This window comes from Streptomyces sp. NPDC002499 (assembly GCF_053595415.1).
The window spans coordinates 50,128-67,689 of record NZ_JBSFXO010000007.1 but is presented as its reverse complement, the minus strand read 5'-3'; the positions used below and the strand labels follow the sequence as shown (position 1 = coordinate 67,689).

General features: G+C 72.8%; 17 protein-coding genes. 6 read left to right on the top strand and 11 right to left on the bottom strand.

What is annotated here, in order from left to right; translation table 11 throughout:
• Positions 1–180: 180 nt before the first annotated feature.
• From ACWD5F_RS20365 to yczE, 4 genes are all read right to left on the bottom strand, one after another.
• The gene (locus ACWD5F_RS20365; RefSeq protein WP_003977404.1) at positions 181–555 is read right to left on the bottom strand and encodes an RNA polymerase-binding protein RbpA; all 375 of its coding nucleotides are present in this window, start codon (positions 553–555) and stop codon (positions 181–183) included.
• 267 nt (positions 556–822) lie between these two features.
• Positions 823–2,160 carry an MFS transporter gene (locus ACWD5F_RS20360; protein WP_451256079.1) on the bottom strand — a complete coding sequence of 446 codons (1,338 nt, stop codon included), beginning with the start codon at positions 2,158–2,160 and terminating at the stop codon, positions 823–825.
• Between the two features lie 55 nt (positions 2,161–2,215).
• Positions 2,216–2,983 (bottom strand): glycerophosphodiester phosphodiesterase, encoded by a 768-nt coding sequence (locus ACWD5F_RS20355; protein WP_451256077.1) that lies wholly within the window; start codon positions 2,981–2,983, stop codon positions 2,216–2,218.
• Entirely contained in the window at positions 2,980–3,633 is a 654-nt protein-coding gene (yczE, locus tag ACWD5F_RS20350; protein ID WP_451256075.1) for a membrane protein YczE, read from the bottom strand. Before yczE ends, ACWD5F_RS20355 begins: the two co-directional genes overlap by 4 nt.
• 99 nt (positions 3,634–3,732) lie before the next feature.
• On the opposite strand from yczE, the gene ACWD5F_RS20345 reads away from it, so the two are divergent.
• On the top strand, positions 3,733–5,232 hold the full coding sequence (locus tag ACWD5F_RS20345; RefSeq protein WP_451256073.1) for an SCO1417 family MocR-like transcription factor: 1,500 nt from the start codon (positions 3,733–3,735) through the stop codon (positions 5,230–5,232).
• A gap of 63 nt (positions 5,233–5,295) precedes the next feature.
• Here the strand turns inward: ACWD5F_RS20345 and ACWD5F_RS20340 are convergent, their stop codons facing one another.
• Together ACWD5F_RS20340 and ACWD5F_RS20335 are read right to left on the bottom strand one after the other, a co-directional pair.
• The gene (locus tag ACWD5F_RS20340) at positions 5,296–6,894 is read right to left on the bottom strand and encodes an ATP-binding protein (RefSeq protein WP_451256071.1); all 1,599 of its coding nucleotides are present in this window, start codon (positions 6,892–6,894) and stop codon (positions 5,296–5,298) included.
• Positions 6,895–6,934: 40 nt separating this feature from the next.
• Positions 6,935–7,129: a hypothetical protein gene (locus tag ACWD5F_RS20335; protein ID WP_121404479.1), complete on the bottom strand. Its 195-nt coding sequence runs from the start codon at positions 7,127–7,129 to the stop codon at positions 6,935–6,937.
• A gap of 259 nt (positions 7,130–7,388) precedes the next feature.
• On the opposite strand from ACWD5F_RS20335, the gene ACWD5F_RS20330 reads away from it, so the two are divergent.
• The 5 genes from ACWD5F_RS20330 (at position 7,389) to ACWD5F_RS20310 (ending at position 12,906) form a co-directional block, all read left to right on the top strand.
• Positions 7,389–7,781: an ankyrin repeat domain-containing protein gene (locus ACWD5F_RS20330; protein WP_124002926.1), complete on the top strand. Its 393-nt coding sequence runs from the start codon at positions 7,389–7,391 to the stop codon at positions 7,779–7,781.
• Positions 7,782–8,082: 301 nt separating this feature from the next.
• Positions 8,083–9,501 carry a HEAT repeat domain-containing protein gene (locus ACWD5F_RS20325; RefSeq protein WP_401725463.1) on the top strand — a complete coding sequence of 473 codons (1,419 nt, stop codon included), beginning with the start codon at positions 8,083–8,085 and terminating at the stop codon, positions 9,499–9,501.
• 209 nt (positions 9,502–9,710) lie between these two features.
• On the top strand, positions 9,711–10,838 hold the full coding sequence (locus tag ACWD5F_RS20320) for a glycosyltransferase family 4 protein (protein WP_401725466.1): 1,128 nt from the start codon (positions 9,711–9,713) through the stop codon (positions 10,836–10,838).
• On the top strand, positions 10,835–11,992 hold the full coding sequence (locus ACWD5F_RS20315; protein WP_451256068.1) for a glycosyltransferase: 1,158 nt from the start codon (positions 10,835–10,837) through the stop codon (positions 11,990–11,992). Before ACWD5F_RS20320 ends, ACWD5F_RS20315 begins: the two co-directional genes overlap by 4 nt.
• Positions 11,989–12,906 (top strand): SGNH/GDSL hydrolase family protein, encoded by a 918-nt coding sequence (locus tag ACWD5F_RS20310; protein ID WP_451256066.1) that lies wholly within the window; start codon positions 11,989–11,991, stop codon positions 12,904–12,906. Before ACWD5F_RS20315 ends, ACWD5F_RS20310 begins: the two co-directional genes overlap by 4 nt.
• Positions 12,907–13,151: 245 nt before the next feature.
• On the opposite strand, the gene ACWD5F_RS20305 is transcribed toward ACWD5F_RS20310, so the two are convergent.
• The 5 genes from ACWD5F_RS20305 to ACWD5F_RS20285 are packed head-to-tail and all read right to left on the bottom strand — an operon-like array spanning position 13,152 to position 17,519.
• Entirely contained in the window at positions 13,152–14,021 is an 870-nt protein-coding gene (locus ACWD5F_RS20305) for a 5-oxoprolinase subunit C family protein (protein ID WP_451256064.1), read from the bottom strand.
• Positions 14,018–14,635: a 5-oxoprolinase subunit PxpB gene (gene pxpB / locus ACWD5F_RS20300; protein WP_451256062.1), complete on the bottom strand. Its 618-nt coding sequence runs from the start codon at positions 14,633–14,635 to the stop codon at positions 14,018–14,020. The genes ACWD5F_RS20305 and pxpB overlap by 4 nt, the downstream gene beginning before the upstream one ends.
• Positions 14,632–15,390 (bottom strand): LamB/YcsF family protein, encoded by a 759-nt coding sequence (locus tag ACWD5F_RS20295; protein WP_451256060.1) that lies wholly within the window; start codon positions 15,388–15,390, stop codon positions 14,632–14,634. Before ACWD5F_RS20295 ends, pxpB begins: the two co-directional genes overlap by 4 nt.
• Before the next feature lie 15 nt (positions 15,391–15,405).
• Positions 15,406–16,227, bottom strand: a complete 822-nt coding sequence (locus ACWD5F_RS20290) for a putative hydro-lyase (RefSeq protein ID WP_451256058.1) — start codon at positions 16,225–16,227, stop codon at positions 15,406–15,408.
• Positions 16,224–17,519 (bottom strand): MFS transporter, encoded by a 1,296-nt coding sequence (locus ACWD5F_RS20285; RefSeq protein ID WP_451256056.1) that lies wholly within the window; start codon positions 17,517–17,519, stop codon positions 16,224–16,226. The genes ACWD5F_RS20290 and ACWD5F_RS20285 overlap by 4 nt, the downstream gene beginning before the upstream one ends.
• Positions 17,520–17,562: the final 43 nt, after the last annotated feature.

Below are 17,562 nucleotides of genomic sequence, written 5' to 3'. Positions count from 1 at the left end.
GAGGCCCTCTGGGGCCGACGGGGGTCTGGGGGCGAAGCCCCCAGGAACCGCAACCCCCACTCGGCCGCACCAAAGTCACCAGCCGCACCCAGCACAAAACCGCGGGCGCCGTACGCAGACTTCACGTACGGCGCCCGCGGTTACGTGCGCGTTGTGTTCCCCGCTCAAACCCCGTTGGGACTACGCCGACTTGCGGCTGTCCCTGGGGTGTACCGCGATATTCATCGCGCCGGAGCGGAGAACGGCCAGACGCTCCTCGAGGACCTCTTCGAGCTCCTCTCGGGTGCGCCGTTCCATCAGCATGTCCCAGTGCGTACGCGCGGGCTTGGCCTTCTTCTCTTCAGGGCCGTCGCCGTCAACGAGGAGAGCTTGGGCCCCGCAGACCTTGCACTCCCACTCCGGCGGGATCTCCGCCTCGACCGAGAAGGGCATCTCGAAGCGGTGCCCCTTCTCGCATGCGTACTCCACGGCCTGGCGCGGGGCCAGGTCGATGCCGCGGTCCGTCTCGTAGCTGGTCACCACGAGGCGCGTGCCGCGAAGAGCTCGCTCACTCATGAATCGTGCCTCCCGGGCTTGTCGCCCACAGGACAGGTGTCGCTGTCGTCGTCATCCGGTCAACGTCCGGTCGGCGGTAAAGATTCCCGTTCCGGGTCCCGTTCCGGGTCATGCGTCACCGTCGTAGTCGCCCCTTGTTGTACCCACCAGTGCCCTGTTTGTCACATCTGCTAGCAGATGTCACCCAGCGTTTCGGCATCTTTGACGCGCAGTAACGGTACGCCTGGCAGGCCAAACGCGTACACTACCGCCCTTTCGCGTCGAACGCTAAATCCTCTCGGGAACTGGATTGCCCGCGTCGCCGATCGCCCGCCGTACCGGGACCCGTGCGAGCAGCACGAACCCGATGACGAAGAAGGCCACCAGGGAGATGATCGCGTCGCGATAACTTCCTGTCAGCTGGTAGGTGATCCCGAACAGCAGAGGACCCAACCAGCTCATGCCCCGGTCGCTCATCTCGTACGCGGAGAAGTACTCGGCCTCCTTGCCGGGCGGGACGAGATGGGAGAACAGGGAGCGGGACAGGGCCTGGCTGCCGCCCAGGACGAGACCGATGCCGGCCGCCAGGACGAAGAACCACACCGGCGCGCCGGCCGGCAGGAAGTACCCCGCCGCCAGCGTCACCGTCCACGCCACCAGGGAGCCGAGGATCGTGCGCTTGGCGCCGTACGTCCGGGCGAGTCGCCCCATGCCCAGCGCGCCCGCCACCGCCAGCACCTGGACCAGCAGGATCGCGGCGATGAGGGTGGACTGGCCGAGGCCGAGTTCCTCGGAGCCGTAGACCGAGGCCTGGGAGATCACCGTCTGGATGCCGTCGTTGTAGACCAGGTAGGCCAGCAGGAAGGAGAGGGTCAGCGGGTGCCGGCGCATGTGGCGGACCGTCGCCGCCAGTTGGCGGAATCCCGGGGCGGTCGGTTCGGTCCGCGGCCCGGAGCGGCGGTCGCGCAACCGGCTCAACGGGATCAGCGTGAAGGCGCCCCACCACAGTCCGGCCGAGGCCAGGCAGATCCGGACGGCCGTGGTCTCGGAGACACCGAAGGTGTCGTGCGCCAGATAGAGCACCAGGTTGGCGATCAGCACCAGTGAGCCGGCCGCGTAGCCGAAGGCCCAGCCCCGGGAGGAGACCGCGTCGCGCTCCTCGGGCGGCGCGATCTGGGGCAGGTAGGAGTTGTAGAGCATCATCGCGACGGACTGCGCCGCGTTCGCGACGATCAGCAGCAGGCCGCCGAGCAGATAGCGGTCGCCCTCCAGGAAGAACATGCCGGTGGTCGCCGCCGCGCCCACATAGGCCGCCGCTCCGAGCAGCGGCTTCTTGCGCCCCGAGCGGTCGGCCGCCGCACCCACCAGGGGCATCACCAACACGGCCACGATCACCGACAAGGACACCGAGTACGCGAAGAAGGACCCGGCGCGCACCGGTATCCCCAGCGGGTGCACGAACCCGTCCGCGTCCGCCGCGTCCTTGGCGACCGACGTCAGGTAGGGGCCCAGGAACACGGTGAGCACGCTCGTCGAGTAGACGGAGCAGGCCCAGTCGTAGAAGTACCAGCCGCGCTGCTCGCGCCGCCGGTCCAGGCCTTCCGCCCGCACGGTGTCGGTGCTCACCCGTGCCCTCGCTTCCCCGCTGAGGTGCGAAGGCTCGGCGGGGTGGTCCAGGGCCTCAGGCCCAGACGCCACGCTCTTCCATGACCTTGCGCAACGTGTCGATGTGATCGGTCATGATGCCATCCACCCCCAGGTCCAGGAGCCGGTGCATGCGATCGGGTTCGTTGATGGTCCACACGTGCACCTGGAGCCCGCGCGCGTGGGCGGTGCGGACGAAGCGCCGGTCGACGACCTGGATGCCCGACTGGGCCTCGGGCACCTGGGCGGCGATCGCGGAGCGGCGCAGCGCGGCGGGGACGCCCCAGGAGCGCAGCCGCAGATTCAGCACCCCGCGCGTGCCGTACGACGTCGCCAGGCGCGGTCCGGCCAGCCGCTGGGCGCGGATGACGCGCGCCTCGGAGAAGGAGCCGACGCAGACGCGGTCCCAGGCGTTCGTGCGCTCGATCAGCTCCAGGAAGGGGTGCAGCGAGGCCTCGGCCTTGAGGTCCACGTTCCAGCGCGCCTCCGGGAAGGTCTCCAGGAGCTCCTCGAAGAGCGGCACGGGCTCCTTGCCCGCCACGCGCGCGTGGCTGACGTCCTTCCACATCAGGTCGCCTATGCGTCCGCCGCCGTCGGTCACCCGGTCCAGCGTCGCGTCGTGCAGGGCGACCAGCTTGCCGTCCGCCGTGGCGTGCACGTCGGTCTCCAGATAGCGGTAACCCGCCTGTACCGCCCGCCGGAACTGCAGCGCGGTGTTCTCCAGACCCTCCGCCGCCCCGCCCCGGTGGGCGAAGGGGATCGGGCCGGGGTGGTCGAGGTAGGGGTGGCGTATCGGCGTGCTCACCGACGCAGTATCGCCCGCCGCGGTTGCACGCCGGCAACCACCGTGCTGCCGCCGGATGCCGAGGGGACGTCGAACACCCGCAGGAAGAGCTGGGCCAGCGGTCCGATCGACACCGCGTACAGGACCGTGCCGATGCCGACGGTGCCGCCGAGGGCGAAGCCGGTCGCGACGACCACGATCTCGATCGCCGTCCGCAGCAGCCGGATCGAGCGGCCGGTACGCCGGTGCAGTCCCGTCATCAGGCCGTCCCGCGGTCCCGGGCCGAGGCGGGCGGCGATGTAGAGGCCGGTGGCCGCGCCGTTGACCACGACGGCGGCGAGCATCAGGGGGATCCGTACGGCCAGGGAGTGCGCCTCGGGGACGAGCGCGAGCGTGCCGTCCATGGCGAGGCCGACCACGAAGACGTTGGAGACCGTGCCGAGGCCCGGTCGCTGGCGCAGCGGGATCCACAGGAGCAGCACGGCCGCGCCGACGATGATCGACACGACACCGATCGTCAGCCCGGTGAGCTCGGCGAGGCCCTGGTGCAGCACGTTCCAGGGTTCGAGCCCCAGGCCCGCCACCACGAGAAGCGCGGAGCTGGCTCCGTACAGGACGAGCCCGACGTACAGCTGGATCAACCGTCTCGGGAGACGGCTCTTCGTGGACAAGGGGATCCTCCAGTGGTCCTAGTGGCCTGCTTCGTGTCACCCTGTGGCTTGGGTGGGGACATCATCCATGGCCAATTCGAGGAAGGTGGACTGGTTTCCATGGCGCAGTGGACCTCGGCGATGGGGGCGGCCCAGCTCGCCCGGCTGCTCAACTCCCAGCAGGACCGCCCCGCGGGCCCCGGCACCCGCCGGCCGCCGGCCTACCGGGCACTCGCCGACGGCGTACGGCTGCTGGTCCTTGAGGGCCGGGTGCCGGTGGCCGCCCGGCTGCCCGCCGAGCGCGAGCTGGCGCTGGCCCTGTCCGTCAGCCGTACGACGGTCGCGGCGGCCTACGAGGCGTTGCGCGCCGAGGGGTTCCTGGAGTCCCGGCGCGGCGCGGGTAGTTGGACCGCCGTGCCGGCCGGAAACCCGCTCCCCGCGCGCGGTCTTGAGCCGCTGCCCCCCGAGGCGCTCGGCTCCCTCATCGACCTGGGCTGCGCGGCCCTGCCCGCCCCCGAGCCGTGGCTGACCCGGGCCGTCCAGGGCGCCCTGGAGGAGCTGCCGCCGTACGCGCACACGCACGGCGACTACCCGGCCGGGCTGCCCGCGCTGCGGGCGATGATCGCCGACCGGTACACCGCGCGCGGGATCCCGACGATGCCCGAGCAGATCATGGTCACCACGGGTGCCATGGGCGCCATCGACGCGATCTGCCACCTCTTCGCGGGCCGCGGCGAGCGGGTTGCCGTCGAGTCGCCGTCCTACGCCAACATCCTTCAGTTGATGCGGGAGGCGGGGGCGCGTCTGGTGCCGGTCGCGATGGCCGAGGGGCTGACCGGCTGGGACCTGGACCGCTGGCGGCAGGTGCTGCGCGAGGCCGCGCCGCGTATCGCGTACATCGTCGCCGACTTCCACAACCCGACCGGCGCGCTCGCCGACGACGACCAGCGCCGCAAGCTCGTGGAGGCGGCCCGTTCCGCGGGGACGGTGCTGATCGCCGACGAGACGATGTCCGAACTGTGGCTGGACGACGACGTCGAGATGCCGCGGCCCGTCTGCGCCTTCGACCCCGCCGGGTCCGCGGTGATCACCGTCGGCTCGGCCAGCAAGGCCTTCTGGGCGGGCCTGCGCATCGGCTGGGTGCGTGCCGCGCCGGACATCATCCGCAGCCTGGTCTCCGCCCGCGCCTATGCCGACCTGGGCACACCGGTGCTGGAGCAACTGGCCGTGAACTGGCTGTTCGGAACCGGCGGTTGGGAGCAGGCCGTGCAGGTGCGGCGCGCTCAGGCACGGGAGAACCGGGACGCCCTGGTCGCGGCCGTGCGGCGGGAGCTGCCCGGCTGGGAGTTCGAGGTGCCCAGGGGCGGACTCACGCTGTGGGTGCGCACCGGGGGGCTGTCGGGCTCACGGATCGCCGAGGCGGGCGAGCGGGTCGGGGTACGGGTGCCGTCGGGGCCGCGGTTCGGGGTCGACGGCGCCTTCGAGGGGTATGTGCGACTGCCGTTCACCGTGGGGGGCGCGGTGGCGGAGGAGGCGGCGACACGGCTGGCCGCGGCGGCGAAGCTGGTGGAGAGCGGGGGCTCCGGGACGGGCGAGGCGCCCCGGACGTTCGTGGCGTAGGACGTGTGGAACGGCGGAGCCCCGGGTGACCGACAGTCACCCGGGGCTCCGACCGACGATCCGCTACGAGCCCTCCGTCGCCATGACGTCCGCGGGCACGGGCTCCGCTCCCGTCGGCTCCTGGGCGGCCTCCACGCCCTCGGAGTCCGCCGGTGTCGTCCGCGGTGGCAGCAGCGCCAGTACCGCCTGCCGGTCCGCGTCGCTCGTCGCGTCGTCGTAGGGGTCCGGGGTCGCCGGGACCTGGAGGCGATGGACCGGGCCCGTGCCGAGGCGGGCGTAGCCGCGGCCGGGCGGGACCTGGGTGACCGGCGTGGTGTGCGGCGGGGTGCCCAGGACCGCTTCCAGCTGGCCGGCGGTCGCCGGTCCGAGGACGACACGCGCGCGTGTGTGCTGCCGTACCGGCTCGCTCAGCGCGTCCGCGGTGTCGAACTGGTCGGCCACCACCACCGTCACGTTCGCCGCGCGGCCGTGCCGCAGCGGCACCTGGAGCAGGGACTGCGGGTCCCGCTGGGCGTCGGCGGCGGCGAGGTGGGTGAAGGCGCTCGGGCGGTCCAGGAGGATCCACAGCGGGCGCTTGGTGTCGTCCGGCGGCGGGTGGCCCGCCTGCCGGGCGCGGTTCAGCGCGATCAGCCGGCGCTCCGTCTCGTGCGCGGCCCACTCCAGGCTGGCCAGCGCCCCGGCGAGCCCGCACTCGACCGCGAGGACGCCGTCGCGGCCGGTCAGGCACGCGTACTCGCCGGTGCCGCCGCCCTCGACGATCAGGACGTCGCCGTACTGGAGGGCCTGTAGGGCGATGGAGCGCAGCAGGGTCGAGGTGCCGCTGCCGGGTTGGCCGACGACCAGCAGGTGCGGCTCGGTGGAGCGGATGCCGGTGCGCCAGACGACCGGGGGGACGTCGCGCCGCTCCTCGCCGTGGGTGAGCGGGAGCGTGCGCTGGACCTCGGAGGGGTCGGTGAAGCCGAGGACCGTCTCGCCCGGTGCCGTGACGAAGCGCTGGGCGGCGATGTCGGTGGGCAGCGGGGACAGGACGGTGATGGTGAGCTGGTTGCCCTCCTCGTCCCACGCGAAGCGGTACTCGCGGCCGCGGCCCGACTTGGCGTGCAGCAACTGCTCGATCCGCGCGCGGGAGTCGGGCTCGCCGTCGGTGAAGTACGCCGGGTAGCGGACCGTGAGATGGGTGACACGGCCCGACCCGTCGAACTCGTAGGCCGGGAAGGCCTTCTCCCACTCGCCGCCGTGGGCGAAGAGCGGGGCGGGGTCCTCCGGGATGGAGAAGTACGGGATCAGGGCCTCGTACAGGGACTGGAGGCGCTGGGTCTGCGACTCGTCCGGGCCGTCGGGCTCCGGCTCGGTGCGGTCGCGGCCCTGCCATGCTGCCGCCGCCATCAGGGCGATGACGGCGAGCAGCGGACCGTACGGCACCAGCGCCACGACCAGGACCACCGACGCCACGAAGAACAGCAGCGGCCCGCGCTTGTCCTTCGGGGTGTCGGCCCATCTGCGCCGCCCGGCCGCCGCCAGCCGGCGCAGACCGCGGGAGACCGTGATCAGCGGATGGAGGACATCGGTGGCGCTGTCGGCCGCCGTCCGGGCCAGCTCCCGGCTCCGGGCGATCTGCGTGCTGCCTGTGCTCAGGATGCGGGGGAGGGGGCGCCGGGCCACTGCTGTCTCCTGAAGGTGCGTACGGACGGAGGGAACGGCGTCAGAACTTGATGCCGCCGAGCAGACCGGCCAGGCTCTCGCCGCCGGCCTTGATGCTCGGCGCGATCGCCGTGCTCGCCAGGTAGAAGCCGAACAGCGCCGACACCATGGCGTGCGACGCCTTCAGGCCGTCCTTGCGGAAGAAGAGGAAGACGATGATGCCGAGAAGGACCACGCCTGAGATGGACAGGATCATTTGGGATCTCCTGGTTCGCGGGGACAGTCACCATGAGTACTTCCAGGCTCACAGGATGTATCCATACGATAAAAGGTGCAACAAGGTGAATTTCGGCGAATTTCCCCCGGATGGCGGAGCGCTTCGGGGGCGTTGAGCAGGGCACTTGCGTCCGACCGGGTCTGCCGTGATCTTTACCTCGGGCACTTCGGGTCATGTACGTCGTGAGCCAGTACCCTGGCGATTCACCTGAACGGTTGTATGAGAGGCGGACCGGCCGATGACTGAAGCCCCCGACCCCGAGGTCGTGGAGCTGGCGACCAAGATCTTCGATCTGGCCCGACAGGGGCAGACCGAGGCGCTCGTGGCGTACGTCGACGCGGGCGTTCCGGCCGACCTCACCAACGACCGGGGCGACTCCCTCGTGATGCTCGCCGCCTACCACGGGCACGCGGAGGCGGTACGCGCGCTGCTCGCCCGGGGTGCGGAAGCGGGCCGGATCAACGACCGGGGACAGACCCCGCTCGCCGGAGCCGTCTTCAAGGGTGAGACGGAAGTGATCGAAGCCCTCCTGGAAGGTGGCGCCGACCCCTCCGAGGGCACCCCGTCGGCCGTCGACACGGCCCGGATGTTCGGCAAGACAGAACTGCTCGAGTTGTTCGGCGCACATTGATCCGCATGTTCTGACCAGCGAAGACACAGACAACGGGGGAGGCGGTACAAGGCCGCCGAAATTTCGGTCGCGGCAGGCCGAAGTGCCGGGTCATCATGACGTCGTGATTCACGGACGCGATGGCTGGGCAGGTGTTGCCGCACCGCGCGGGCCGTGATGCGGTCCGCATGGGCCACCGACGAGAGGCAGAGGAAGATGGTCTACAGCAAGCAAGAGACGGCGGGCGCTCCGACGTTGTGTCACGCGGCCAGGTAATGCGTGCTCCCCGGTTGCGTCGACGCTTGATGTGAGGCTGTTTCCCATGTTCGATCCGGTCATAGCGCCCAGCGGAACCCTGCTCGGCCTCCTTCAGAGGGGCCGTGGCGACGGCACGCTGCACGCGCTCACCGCACCGCGCGCCGAGGCGCTCGCGGCACTGAACCACTGCGTGCTGCGCGATCCACGCCACGACTGGCAGGTGGAGAACCGCTCCCTGTACTACGCCCGTCTCTACCTCGACCTCAACGGCGAGCTGGACGAGATCGAGGCGCACCTCTTCGATGTCGAGGACGTCTTCGACACCGAGGAGTCACGCACCGGCCTGGCCCTCGCGGTCCTCGGCCATCTCGCCTCCTACGGCAGGCTGGACGCGCTCGAACTGCTGCGCAGGTACGCCGCCTCCGGCTCCAACTGGGCCTGGGCCCTGGACGAACTGGCGCTGCGGGACGACGACGCCGGGCTGCGTGCCCTGGCCGCGCCCGTGCTGGCCCGGTTCGCCACCGACGCCGAGGGCGAGGCCGAACTCGCCGCCGTCGTCCGCGACGCATTCGAGCCCCGGCCGTGGCGGTTGTGGGCCGACGATCCGCGCGAATCGGTCGCCACGCGCGTGCGTGCCGCACAGGAGGCCGGCTGCTTCGACCGCTGGCAGCGGCAGATGCGACCGAGTGGGCCCCGTCCGGGGTGGAGCGTGCAGGCGGTGTTCGAGTGGGCCCAGCAGGGCCTCGAACGCGGTACCGAGCTGCACATCCCGGCCGCCCGCTGCCTCATGGCCGTCGCCGGGCCCGAGGACCGGCCCGAGATCCTGCGGGCCGCCGTGGACGGCACCGACGGAGCCCGCTGCACGGCCGTGCGGTATCTGGCCGACAGCAACGACCCGGACGCCCTCGACCTGATCGAGCGGGCCGTGACCACCGGTTCGCCGACCGTCGTGGAGGTCGCCGTCGCCGCCTTCGAACGGATGCGCACCGTCGCCGCCGTCGACCGCGCCCGCGGCTGGGCCCACCGGCCCGACCCGCTGGGCGCCGCCGCGGGCCGCATGCTCGCCTGTCGGGGCGGTGTCGAGGACCGGGACCTGGTCCTGGGCGCCCTGCGCGAGGCCGTACGGGGCGAGGGCCCCGACGCCCCGACCCTGTGGACCCTCGTCGACGGCACCGGCCGGCTCGGCATCGTCTGCGCCGCCCCCGTCCTGCGCCACATCTATCGCGAGACCGCCTCCTCCCAGCTCCGCGGCCGGGCCGCCCGCGCCCTCGCCGCCACCGACCCCTCCTTCCCCGCCGGATTCGCCGTCGAGTGCCTCTGGGACTGCGAGGAGACCACCCGGGAGATCGCCGCACGGCACGCCGAGACCGGTGACACCCGCGTCGTCGAGCAACTGCGCCGGCTGGCCGCCGACCCGGCCGAGGAGGCCGAGGTCCAGACCGCCGTACGCAGCCGGATCGGACCGGACGGACCCGCCGTTTGAACCGCCGTTCGACCCGTCGTTTGAGCCATCTCCGACGAGGAGAACGGGCGTCGGCGCGGGCTCCGGATGAACGAGAGGTGACCCGCGGGTCAGCCGGGCGTGGACGCGGTCTGACCTGCTCGGGCGTGGCGTGCAACGCTCATGGGACGTTTGTATTTCGTAAAGATCCACTTTGACGCGTCCACGTCCGGCGCGGCGACAACACGGGTATGCGTGTCGTCATCGTGACCGAATCCTTTCCCCCCGACGTGAACGGCGTGGCCCACTGCGCGCTCCAGACCGCCCGGCACCTCGTAGATCGCGGTCACGCCCCCGTCGTCGTTGCCCCGGCCCCCGCGCCCGGCAACCGGCCCGACGCCTCGGCGCCGTGCCCCGTCGTCCATGTCCCCTCCCTCCCGCTCCCCGGCTACCCCCAGGTGCGCGTCGCCCTCCCCAGCCGACGCCTCGCCGCCACACTCGTCGAGCATCGTGCCGACGTGGTCCACCTGGCCAGCCCCTTCATCCTCGGCGTCCGCGGCATGGCCGCCGCCGCCCGGCTCGGCATCCCCGCCGTCGCCGTCTACCAGACCGACCTCGCCGGCTACGCCCGCACCTATGTGGGCGCCGGCGAGGCCGCGGCCTGGCGTCGTATCCGCTCCGTCCACTCCGCCGCCGACCTCACCCTCGCCCCGTCCAGCGCCGCGATGCACGACCTGGAGGCACACGGCGTGCCCCGGCTCAGGCTGTGGCAGCGGGGCGTGGACACCGTCCGCTTCCGCCCCGACCTGCGGGACGAGGCGATACGTCGCGAACTCGCCCCGAACGGCGAGCTGATCGTCGGCTACGTCGGCCGGCTCGCACCGGAGAAGCAGGTCGAACTGCTCGCCGGCGTGTGCGCCCTGCCCGGCGTCCGGGTCGTGGTCACCGGCGACGGACCGAGCCTGCCGAACCTCCAGGAACAGCTGCCCGGCGCCGTCTTCCTCGGCCGCCGCACCGGCGACGAACTGGCCAGGATCTACGCCTCCTTGGACGTGTTCGCGCACACCGGGCCCTTCGAGACCTTCTGCCAGACCGTGCAGGAGGCCATGGCGAGCGGCGTGCCCGTGGTCGCCCCCGCCGTCGGCGGTCCCCTCGACCTGGTCGACCACGGCCGCACCGGGTTCCTGGTCCCGCCGCGCGACGCGGACGCCGTGACCCAGGCGGTGGCCTCCCTGGCCGCCGACGCCGGGCTGCGGGCCTCCTTCGGGGCCGCCGCCCGCACCACCGTCGAGGGCCGCACCTGGGCGGCCGTCGGCGACCAGTTGATCGACCACTACGGTGCAGTCCTGGCCGCGCGCAAGACGGTGGTGGCGGCGTGAGCTCCCTGCGCATCGTGCGCCTAGCGAACTTCGTCGCCCCCTCCTCCGGCGGCCTGCGCACCGCGCTGCGCGAGCTGGGCAAGGGCTTCAAGGAGGCCGGGCACGACCCCGTGCTGATCGTCCCCGGCGAGCGGGCCGACGACCGGGAGACCGAGCAGGGGCGCGTGATCACCCTGCCCGGTCCGCTGCTGCCCGGCACGGGCGGCTACCGCGTCCTGACCGACAAGCGGCGCGTGGCCGGGCTCCTGGAGGAGCTGGCCCCCGACCGCCTGGAGGTCTCCGACCGTACGACCCTGAGGTGGACCGGCAAGTGGGCGCGACGCGCGCGCGTGCCCGCCGTGATGGTCTCCCACGAGACCGCCGACGGTGTCCTGCGCACCTGGGGCCTGTCCGAGGCGGCGGCCCGGCGCGCCGCCGACGCCCTCAACGTCCGTACGGCGCACACGTACTCGCGGGTGGTGTGCACCACCGAGTTCGCCGAGCGCGAGTTCGTCCGGATCGGCGCCCGCAACGTCGTACGCGCCCCACTGGGCGTCGATCTGGTCGAGCGGCATCCCTCGCTGCGGGACCCCGGGCTGCGGGCCCGGTACGCGCGCGTGGACGAGACGCTGCTCGTGACGTGCACCCGGATGTCCGTGGAGAAGCGGCCCGGCACCGCCCTCGACGCCCTGGAGTCGCTGCTGCGGCGCGGCCGCAAGGCGGTGCTGGTGGTCGCCGGGGACGGGCCGCTGCGGCCGCGGCTCGAAGAGCGGGCGCGCGAGCGGCGGTTGCCCGTGACCTTCCTCGGCCATGTCTCCGACCGGGACGCGCTGGGCGCGCTCCAGGCCTCGGCGGACGTGTGCCTGGCGCCCGGGCCCGCCGAGACCTTCGGGCTCGCCGCGCTGGAGGCGATGGCCTGCGGCACGCCCGTGGTGGTCAGCACGTCGTCCGCGCTGCCGGAGGTGATCGGCTCCGCCGGCGCGGTCGCGGCCGACCGCGGGGATGCCTTCGCGGACGCCGTCGACATGCTCCTCGAACTCCCCGAGGGGCAGCGGCGGGAGGCCGCACGCGCGCGTGCGGAGTGCTTCGGCTGGCACACGGCCGTGGACGCCTTCCTCGCCGCGCACGACGCGGCGGTGCCGGTGCGGCCCTACGCGCCCGGGGGCGTGGCATGAGAACGGTGCGTTTCGTGGCCCTCGGTGACTCGCTCACCGAGGGCGTGGGCGATCCCGTCGGCGACGGGTGGCGCGGCTGGGCGGCGCTGCTGGCCGACGGGCTCGCCGAGCGGGGAGCGGGGGCCGAGGGGGCGGCCGGGACCATGAAGTCCACGGGATCCCTTGAGGACCTGACCTCCGTGGAGTTCACCAACCTCGCCGTCAGCGGGGCGCAGACGCGGGAGGTGCTGGAGCAGCAGACGCCGGCCGCGCTGGCCCTGCGCCCCGATGTCGTGTCGGTGGTCATCGGCGTCAACGACACCCTGCGCTGCACCTTCGACATCCACGCCGTCGCCGAACGGCTCGACAAGGTGTACGCCGCCTTCACCGAGCAGGGCGCGGTCCTGCTCACGGCCTGTCTGCCCGACCCGGGCGTCACGCTCAACCTGCCGGGCGCGCTGGCGCGTCCGCTGGCCCGCCGGCAACGGGCGGTCAACACCGTGGTCCACGCGCTCTCCGAGCGCTACGGCGCGGTCCATCTGCACGCGGCCGAGGGCGCCTGGCTGATGGACCGGGCGATGTGGAGCGCGGACCGGCTGCACCCGGGCGAGCGGGGACACCGCCAACTGGCGCTCCGCTTCCACGCGTTGCTGGCCGAGGAGGGCCTCGCGACGGGCACCGCGCCCTCGCCCGAGCCCGAGTTCCCCGAACCCACCACGTCGGCGAGCCTGCTGTGGCTGGCCACCGCGGGCACTGGCTGGGTGGCCCGCCGCTGCACCGACCTGCTGCCGCAACTCCTCAGGCTCGCCGCCGACGAGATGCGCCACCGCGCCCGGGGCACCAGCGCCCGACTCGACCTGCGGACGGCGGCAGCGGTGTCGTCGGCCCTGGCCGCGTTGTCGGTGGGGGAGCAACGGCAGCCGGACACTGCGTAAGGCGTGGGCGGGGCGGCCCGGAGAACCACATCACGGCCGCCACCTTGCTCGCGTCGCCACAGTCGGTCGCGGCGCGGCCGCGCCGGCTACGCCGGGAGACGTGGAGCGGGCGGTCCAGGCGTGGTCGAGCGGCCTTTGGCGCGGGTGGGCGCGGGGCGGTCCGCGCGGCGGGCGTACGCCTGAGCGTGTCCCCTGCGCCCCGGGAACGCCGACCGCTCCCTCGACGCCCGGCCCGCCCCAGCGGCTCAGCGCCTCCGTACGGTCACGAAACGGACCGGTGTGCCCGGTGCCGCCTGGGCGGCGGGTGGCAGGTCGGCCGCGTGGACGACGGCGATCACCGGGTAGCCCCCGGTGGTCGGGTGGTCGGCGAGGAAGACGACCGGTCTGCCGTCGGGCGGGACCTGGACCGCGCCCAGGACCATGCCCTCGCTGGGGAGTTCACCGGTGCGGGCGCGTTCCAGGGCGGGGCCCTCCGTACGGAGGCCGATGCGGTTGCTGGACGGGGAGACCCGGTACGCGCGCGAGGTGAAGGCGCGTACGGCGTCCGGGGTGAACCAGTCGTCGCGTGGGCCCGGAGTCACCCGCAGGACCAACTCCCGCGGGGGAGCCGGCTGCGGGGCGACGTCCACGCGTGCGTAGTGGCCCTGCGGATCCCCCAGGGGCAGCACCTGGCCGTCCGCGAGCGGTGGCGGGCCGAGGCCGGACAGCAGGTCCGTGGAGCGGCTGCCGAGGACGGGTTCCACGGCGATGCCGCCGCGGACCGCGAGGTAGCTCCGTACGCCCCGGATCACCGTGCCCACCTCCAGGACCGCGCCGGCCGGGACGGGCACGGGCGCTCCCCAGGCGACCGGTCGGCCGTCCACCCTGACCGCGCACGGGGCGCCGGTGACGGCCATGGTGACCGTCGAACGGGGGCGTACGGCACAGCCGTTGACGGTGGTCTCCAGGACGGCCGCGCCGGGCGCGTTGCCGACCAGCCGGTTGGCGAGGGCCGCCGCGGGGCCGTCCAGGGCGCCGGAATGGGGCACACCGAGGTGGGCGTGCCCGGGACGCCCCCGGTCCTGGACCGTCGTGAGCGCTCCCGCCCATACGACGAAGAGCGCGCTGTCCGTCATGAGGGCCCCACCGGGACGAAGCGCACGCGCGTGCCCGGTGACAGCAGCGCGGCCGGCACGCGCGCGTGGTCCCACAGGACGACGTCGGTGCGCCCGATCAGCTGCCAACCGCCGGGCGAGGAACGGGGGTACACGCCTGTGTACGCGCCCGCCAGCCCGACCGATCCCGCCGGGACGGCGGTACGGGGTGTCGCCCGGCGCGGGACGTCGTAGCGCGACGGCAGGCCGGTCAGGTAGCCGAAGCCGGGCGCGAACCCGCAGAAGGCGACGGTGAATTCGGTGTCCGCGTGGATGCGGACCGCCTCCCGTTCGTCGACGCCCCAGAGCTCGGCGACGTCGGCCAGGTCCGGTCCGTCGTAGCGCACCGGGATCTCGATCGCCGTACCCGCGCGCGGGGGAGCGGGCGGTACCTCGGACGCGGTCAGGTCGGAGGCGAGGCGGGCCGGGTCGTCCAGTCCGTCGAGGAGGACCGTGCGGGCCGCGGGGACGATCTCGCGGACCGCCAGCGTGCCCTCCGCGCGGCGGCGCAGCAGCTCCGCGTGGAGCGCCTGCGCCTCCTCGCCGGAGGACACCTCGACGAGCAGGGCGTGGTCGCCGACGGGCAGCGCCCTCATACGAAGGCCTCCACCCGCACGCCCGACGACTCCAGGCGCGCCCGGACCAGCCGGGCCAGCTCGACGGCCCCCGCCGTGTCCCCGTGCACGCACAGAGAACGCGCGCGTACGTCGATCCGGTTCCCGGAGCGGGAGGTGACCGCTCCGTCGCGGGCCAGGCCCACCGAGCGCTCCACGACCGCCGCCGGATCGGTCACCACGGCGCCCTCCTCGCCGCGCGGCACGAGTGTGCCCTGATCGGTGTACGCGCGGTCGGCGAACGCCTCGGTGACCGTCGGGAGTCCTGCCTGGCCCGCCAGGTCGAGCAGCCGGGAGCCGGGCAGGCCGAGCACGGGCAGCGTGGCGTCGGCGAGCCGCACGCCGGCCACGACCGCGCCGGCCTGCTCCTCGTCGTGCACGACCCGGTTGTAGAGCGCGCCGTGCGGCTTGACGTACGCCACGCGCGTGCCCGCCGCCCGCGCGAAGACCTCCAAGGCGCCGATCTGGTACGCCACTTCGGCCGTGAGCTCAGCGGACGGCACGTCCATCGCGCGCCGTCCGAACCCCGCGAGGTCCCGGTAGGAGACCTGGGCGCCGATCCGCACCCCCCGCTCGGCGGCCAGCTCGCACACCCGCCGCATGATGACCGGGTCCCCGGCGTGGAATCCGCACGCCACGTTGGCGCTGGTGACGACGGACAGCAGCTGTTCGTCGTCGGTCAGCCGCCAGTGGCCGAAGCCCTCGCCGAGGTCGGCGTTCAGGTCGATCGCGGTCATGTGTCCATTCTCTGCTCAGGCCACGCGGTACTGCTCGTCGCGGGCGTCGGTCAGCAACATCTGCCCCGGTGCGTGGGTGATGGCGAAGGGCGGACGCGAGGCCATCACGGCCGCCTGCGGGGTCACTCCGCAGGCCCAGAAGACCGGGATGTCGTCCGGCTCGGCGACCACCGGGTCACCGAAGTCGGGCCGGTCGAGGTCGCCGATGCCGAGCCCCGCGGGATCGCCGCAGTGCACGGGGCTGCCGTGCACCGCCGGGAGCAGGCTGGTCTCCCGGATCGCCGCCGCCAGGCGCTCCGGCGGCACCGGCCGCATGGACACCACCAGCGGGCCGTGCAGCCGCCCCGCGGGGCGGCACTGCCGGCCGGTCACGTACATCGGGACGTTGCGTCCCTGCTCGATGTGCCGGATCGGCACACCGGCCTCGCCGAGTGCCCACTCGAAGGTGAAGCTGCACCCGATCAGGAACGACACCAGGTCGCCGCGCCAGTACGCGCGCACGTCCGTCGGCTCGTCCACCAACTCGCCGTCCCGCCACACCCGGTAGCGCGGCAGATCGGTGCGCAGGTCCGCCCCGTCCGCCAGCACGGTCGTGAAGGAACCGGCGTCGGTGACGTCCAGCACCGGGCAGGGCTTGGGGTTGCGCTGACAGAACAGCAGCATGTCGTACGCCCAGTCCGCGGGCACCGAGATCAGGTTGACCTGGGTGTGGCCCGCCGCGACCCCGGAGGTCGGCCCGGTGAGCCCTTTGCGGAAACGGGCCCGGGCGCTTTTGGGGGTCCACGCGTGCGCGTGCTCGTCGACGAGGGTCAAGGGGCGGTCTTCCGTACGGTTCACGCGAGTTCCCGCCCCTTCGTCTCCGGCAGGCCGAACAGGGCCAGTGCCGCGATGCCGTAGCCGATCGCGCCGAACACCAGCGCGCCGCCCACGCCCCAACTGTCGGCCAGGAAGCCGACGGTGGTGGGGAAGACGGCGCCCACGGCGCGCCCGGTGTTGTAGGTGAAGCCCTGGCCTGTGCCGCGTACCGCCGTCGGGTACAGCTCGCTCAGGAAGGACCCGAAGCCGCTGAAGATCGCCGACATGCAGAACCCGAGCGGGAAACCGAGCACCAGAAGCAGGCCGTTGGCGCCGTCCGGGATGTTCGCGTACGCCAGGATGCAGACCGCCGAGAGCAGGGCGAACAGCCAGATGTTGCGCTTGCGGCCAAGGCGGTCGGTGAGATAGCCGCCGGTCAGGTAGCCGAGGAAGGCGCCGGAGATCAGGAACGTCAGATAGCCGCCGGTGCCGACGACCGAGAGGCCGCGCTCGCTCTTCAGGTACGTCGGCACCCAGGTGGCCAGCGTGTAGTAGCCGCCCTGGACGCCGGTGGAGAGCAGCCCGGCGAAGATCGTGGTGCGCAGCAGTCCGGGTTTGAAGATCGCCGTGAACGAGCCCTTCTCGGTGCTCTGTTCGCGTACGGCCACCGCCTGCGGGGCGTCGTGCACCCGGCGCCGCATCCAGATCACCAGCAGCGCCGGCAGCGCGCCCGTCCAGAACATGATCCGCCAGGCCAGGTCGTCGCTCGCGAACGAGAACACCAGGGTGTACATGATCGCGGCGAGCGCCCAGCCGACGGCCCACGAGCTCTGCACCGCGCCGAGGGTGCGGCCCCGGTGCTTGGCGCTCGCGTACTCGGCGACGAGGATCGCGCCGACCGCCCACTCGCCGCCGAAACCGAGGCCCTGGAGGGCCCGGAAGACCAGCAGGGTCTCGTAGTTGGGCGCGAAGCCGCAGGCCACGGTGAAGACCGCGTAGGTGATCACCGTGATCATCAGCGCCTTGACCCGGCCGACCCGGTCCGCGATCACTCCCGCGAGGGCGCCGCCGACCGCGGACACCACCAGCGTGACGGTCGTGAACAGGCCGGTCTGGCCGCTGTCCAGGCCGAAGTACGCGGCCAGCGCGACCATGCTCAACGGGAGCGTGAAGTAGTCGTACGAGTCCAGGGCGTAGCCGCCGAATGCGCCCGCGAAAGCGCGCCGGCCGCGCGGCCCGAGAGCGTGCAGCCAGTCCAACGCGCCGTCTTTTTCGGGGAGTTCACCGGTGGGCGGGTCGGTGGTCAGGGCCTGGGGTGGAGGGGTCGTGCTCATGGGCACCTCGCAGTGGGAGGACGAAGGGTGCGTGATTGAGCCG

Bases quoted from the DNA above. Each gene is read 5' to 3' on its own strand.
- ACWD5F_RS20365 (WP_003977404.1), bottom strand. From the start codon at position 555: ATGAGTGAGCGAGCTCTTCGCGGCACGCGCCTCGTGGTGACCAGCTAC.
- ACWD5F_RS20345 (WP_451256073.1), top strand. From the start codon at position 3,733: ATGGCGCAGTGGACCTCGGCGATGGGGGCGGCCCAGCTCGCCCGGCTG.
- ACWD5F_RS20335 (WP_121404479.1), bottom strand. From the start codon at position 7,129: ATGATCCTGTCCATCTCAGGCGTGGTCCTTCTCGGCATCATCGTCTTC.
- ACWD5F_RS20330 (WP_124002926.1), top strand. From the start codon at position 7,389: ATGACTGAAGCCCCCGACCCCGAGGTCGTGGAGCTGGCGACCAAGATC.
- ACWD5F_RS20325 (WP_401725463.1), top strand. From the start codon at position 8,083: ATGTTCGATCCGGTCATAGCGCCCAGCGGAACCCTGCTCGGCCTCCTT.
- ACWD5F_RS20320 (WP_401725466.1), top strand. From the start codon at position 9,711: ATGCGTGTCGTCATCGTGACCGAATCCTTTCCCCCCGACGTGAACGGC.
- ACWD5F_RS20310 (WP_451256066.1), top strand. From the start codon at position 11,989: ATGAGAACGGTGCGTTTCGTGGCCCTCGGTGACTCGCTCACCGAGGGC.
- ACWD5F_RS20305 (WP_451256064.1), bottom strand. From the start codon at position 14,021: ATGACGGACAGCGCGCTCTTCGTCGTATGGGCGGGAGCGCTCACGACG.
- pxpB (WP_451256062.1), bottom strand. From the start codon at position 14,635: ATGAGGGCGCTGCCCGTCGGCGACCACGCCCTGCTCGTCGAGGTGTCC.
- ACWD5F_RS20295 (WP_451256060.1), bottom strand. From the start codon at position 15,390: ATGACCGCGATCGACCTGAACGCCGACCTCGGCGAGGGCTTCGGCCAC.
- ACWD5F_RS20285 (WP_451256056.1), bottom strand. From the start codon at position 17,519: ATGAGCACGACCCCTCCACCCCAGGCCCTGACCACCGACCCGCCCACC.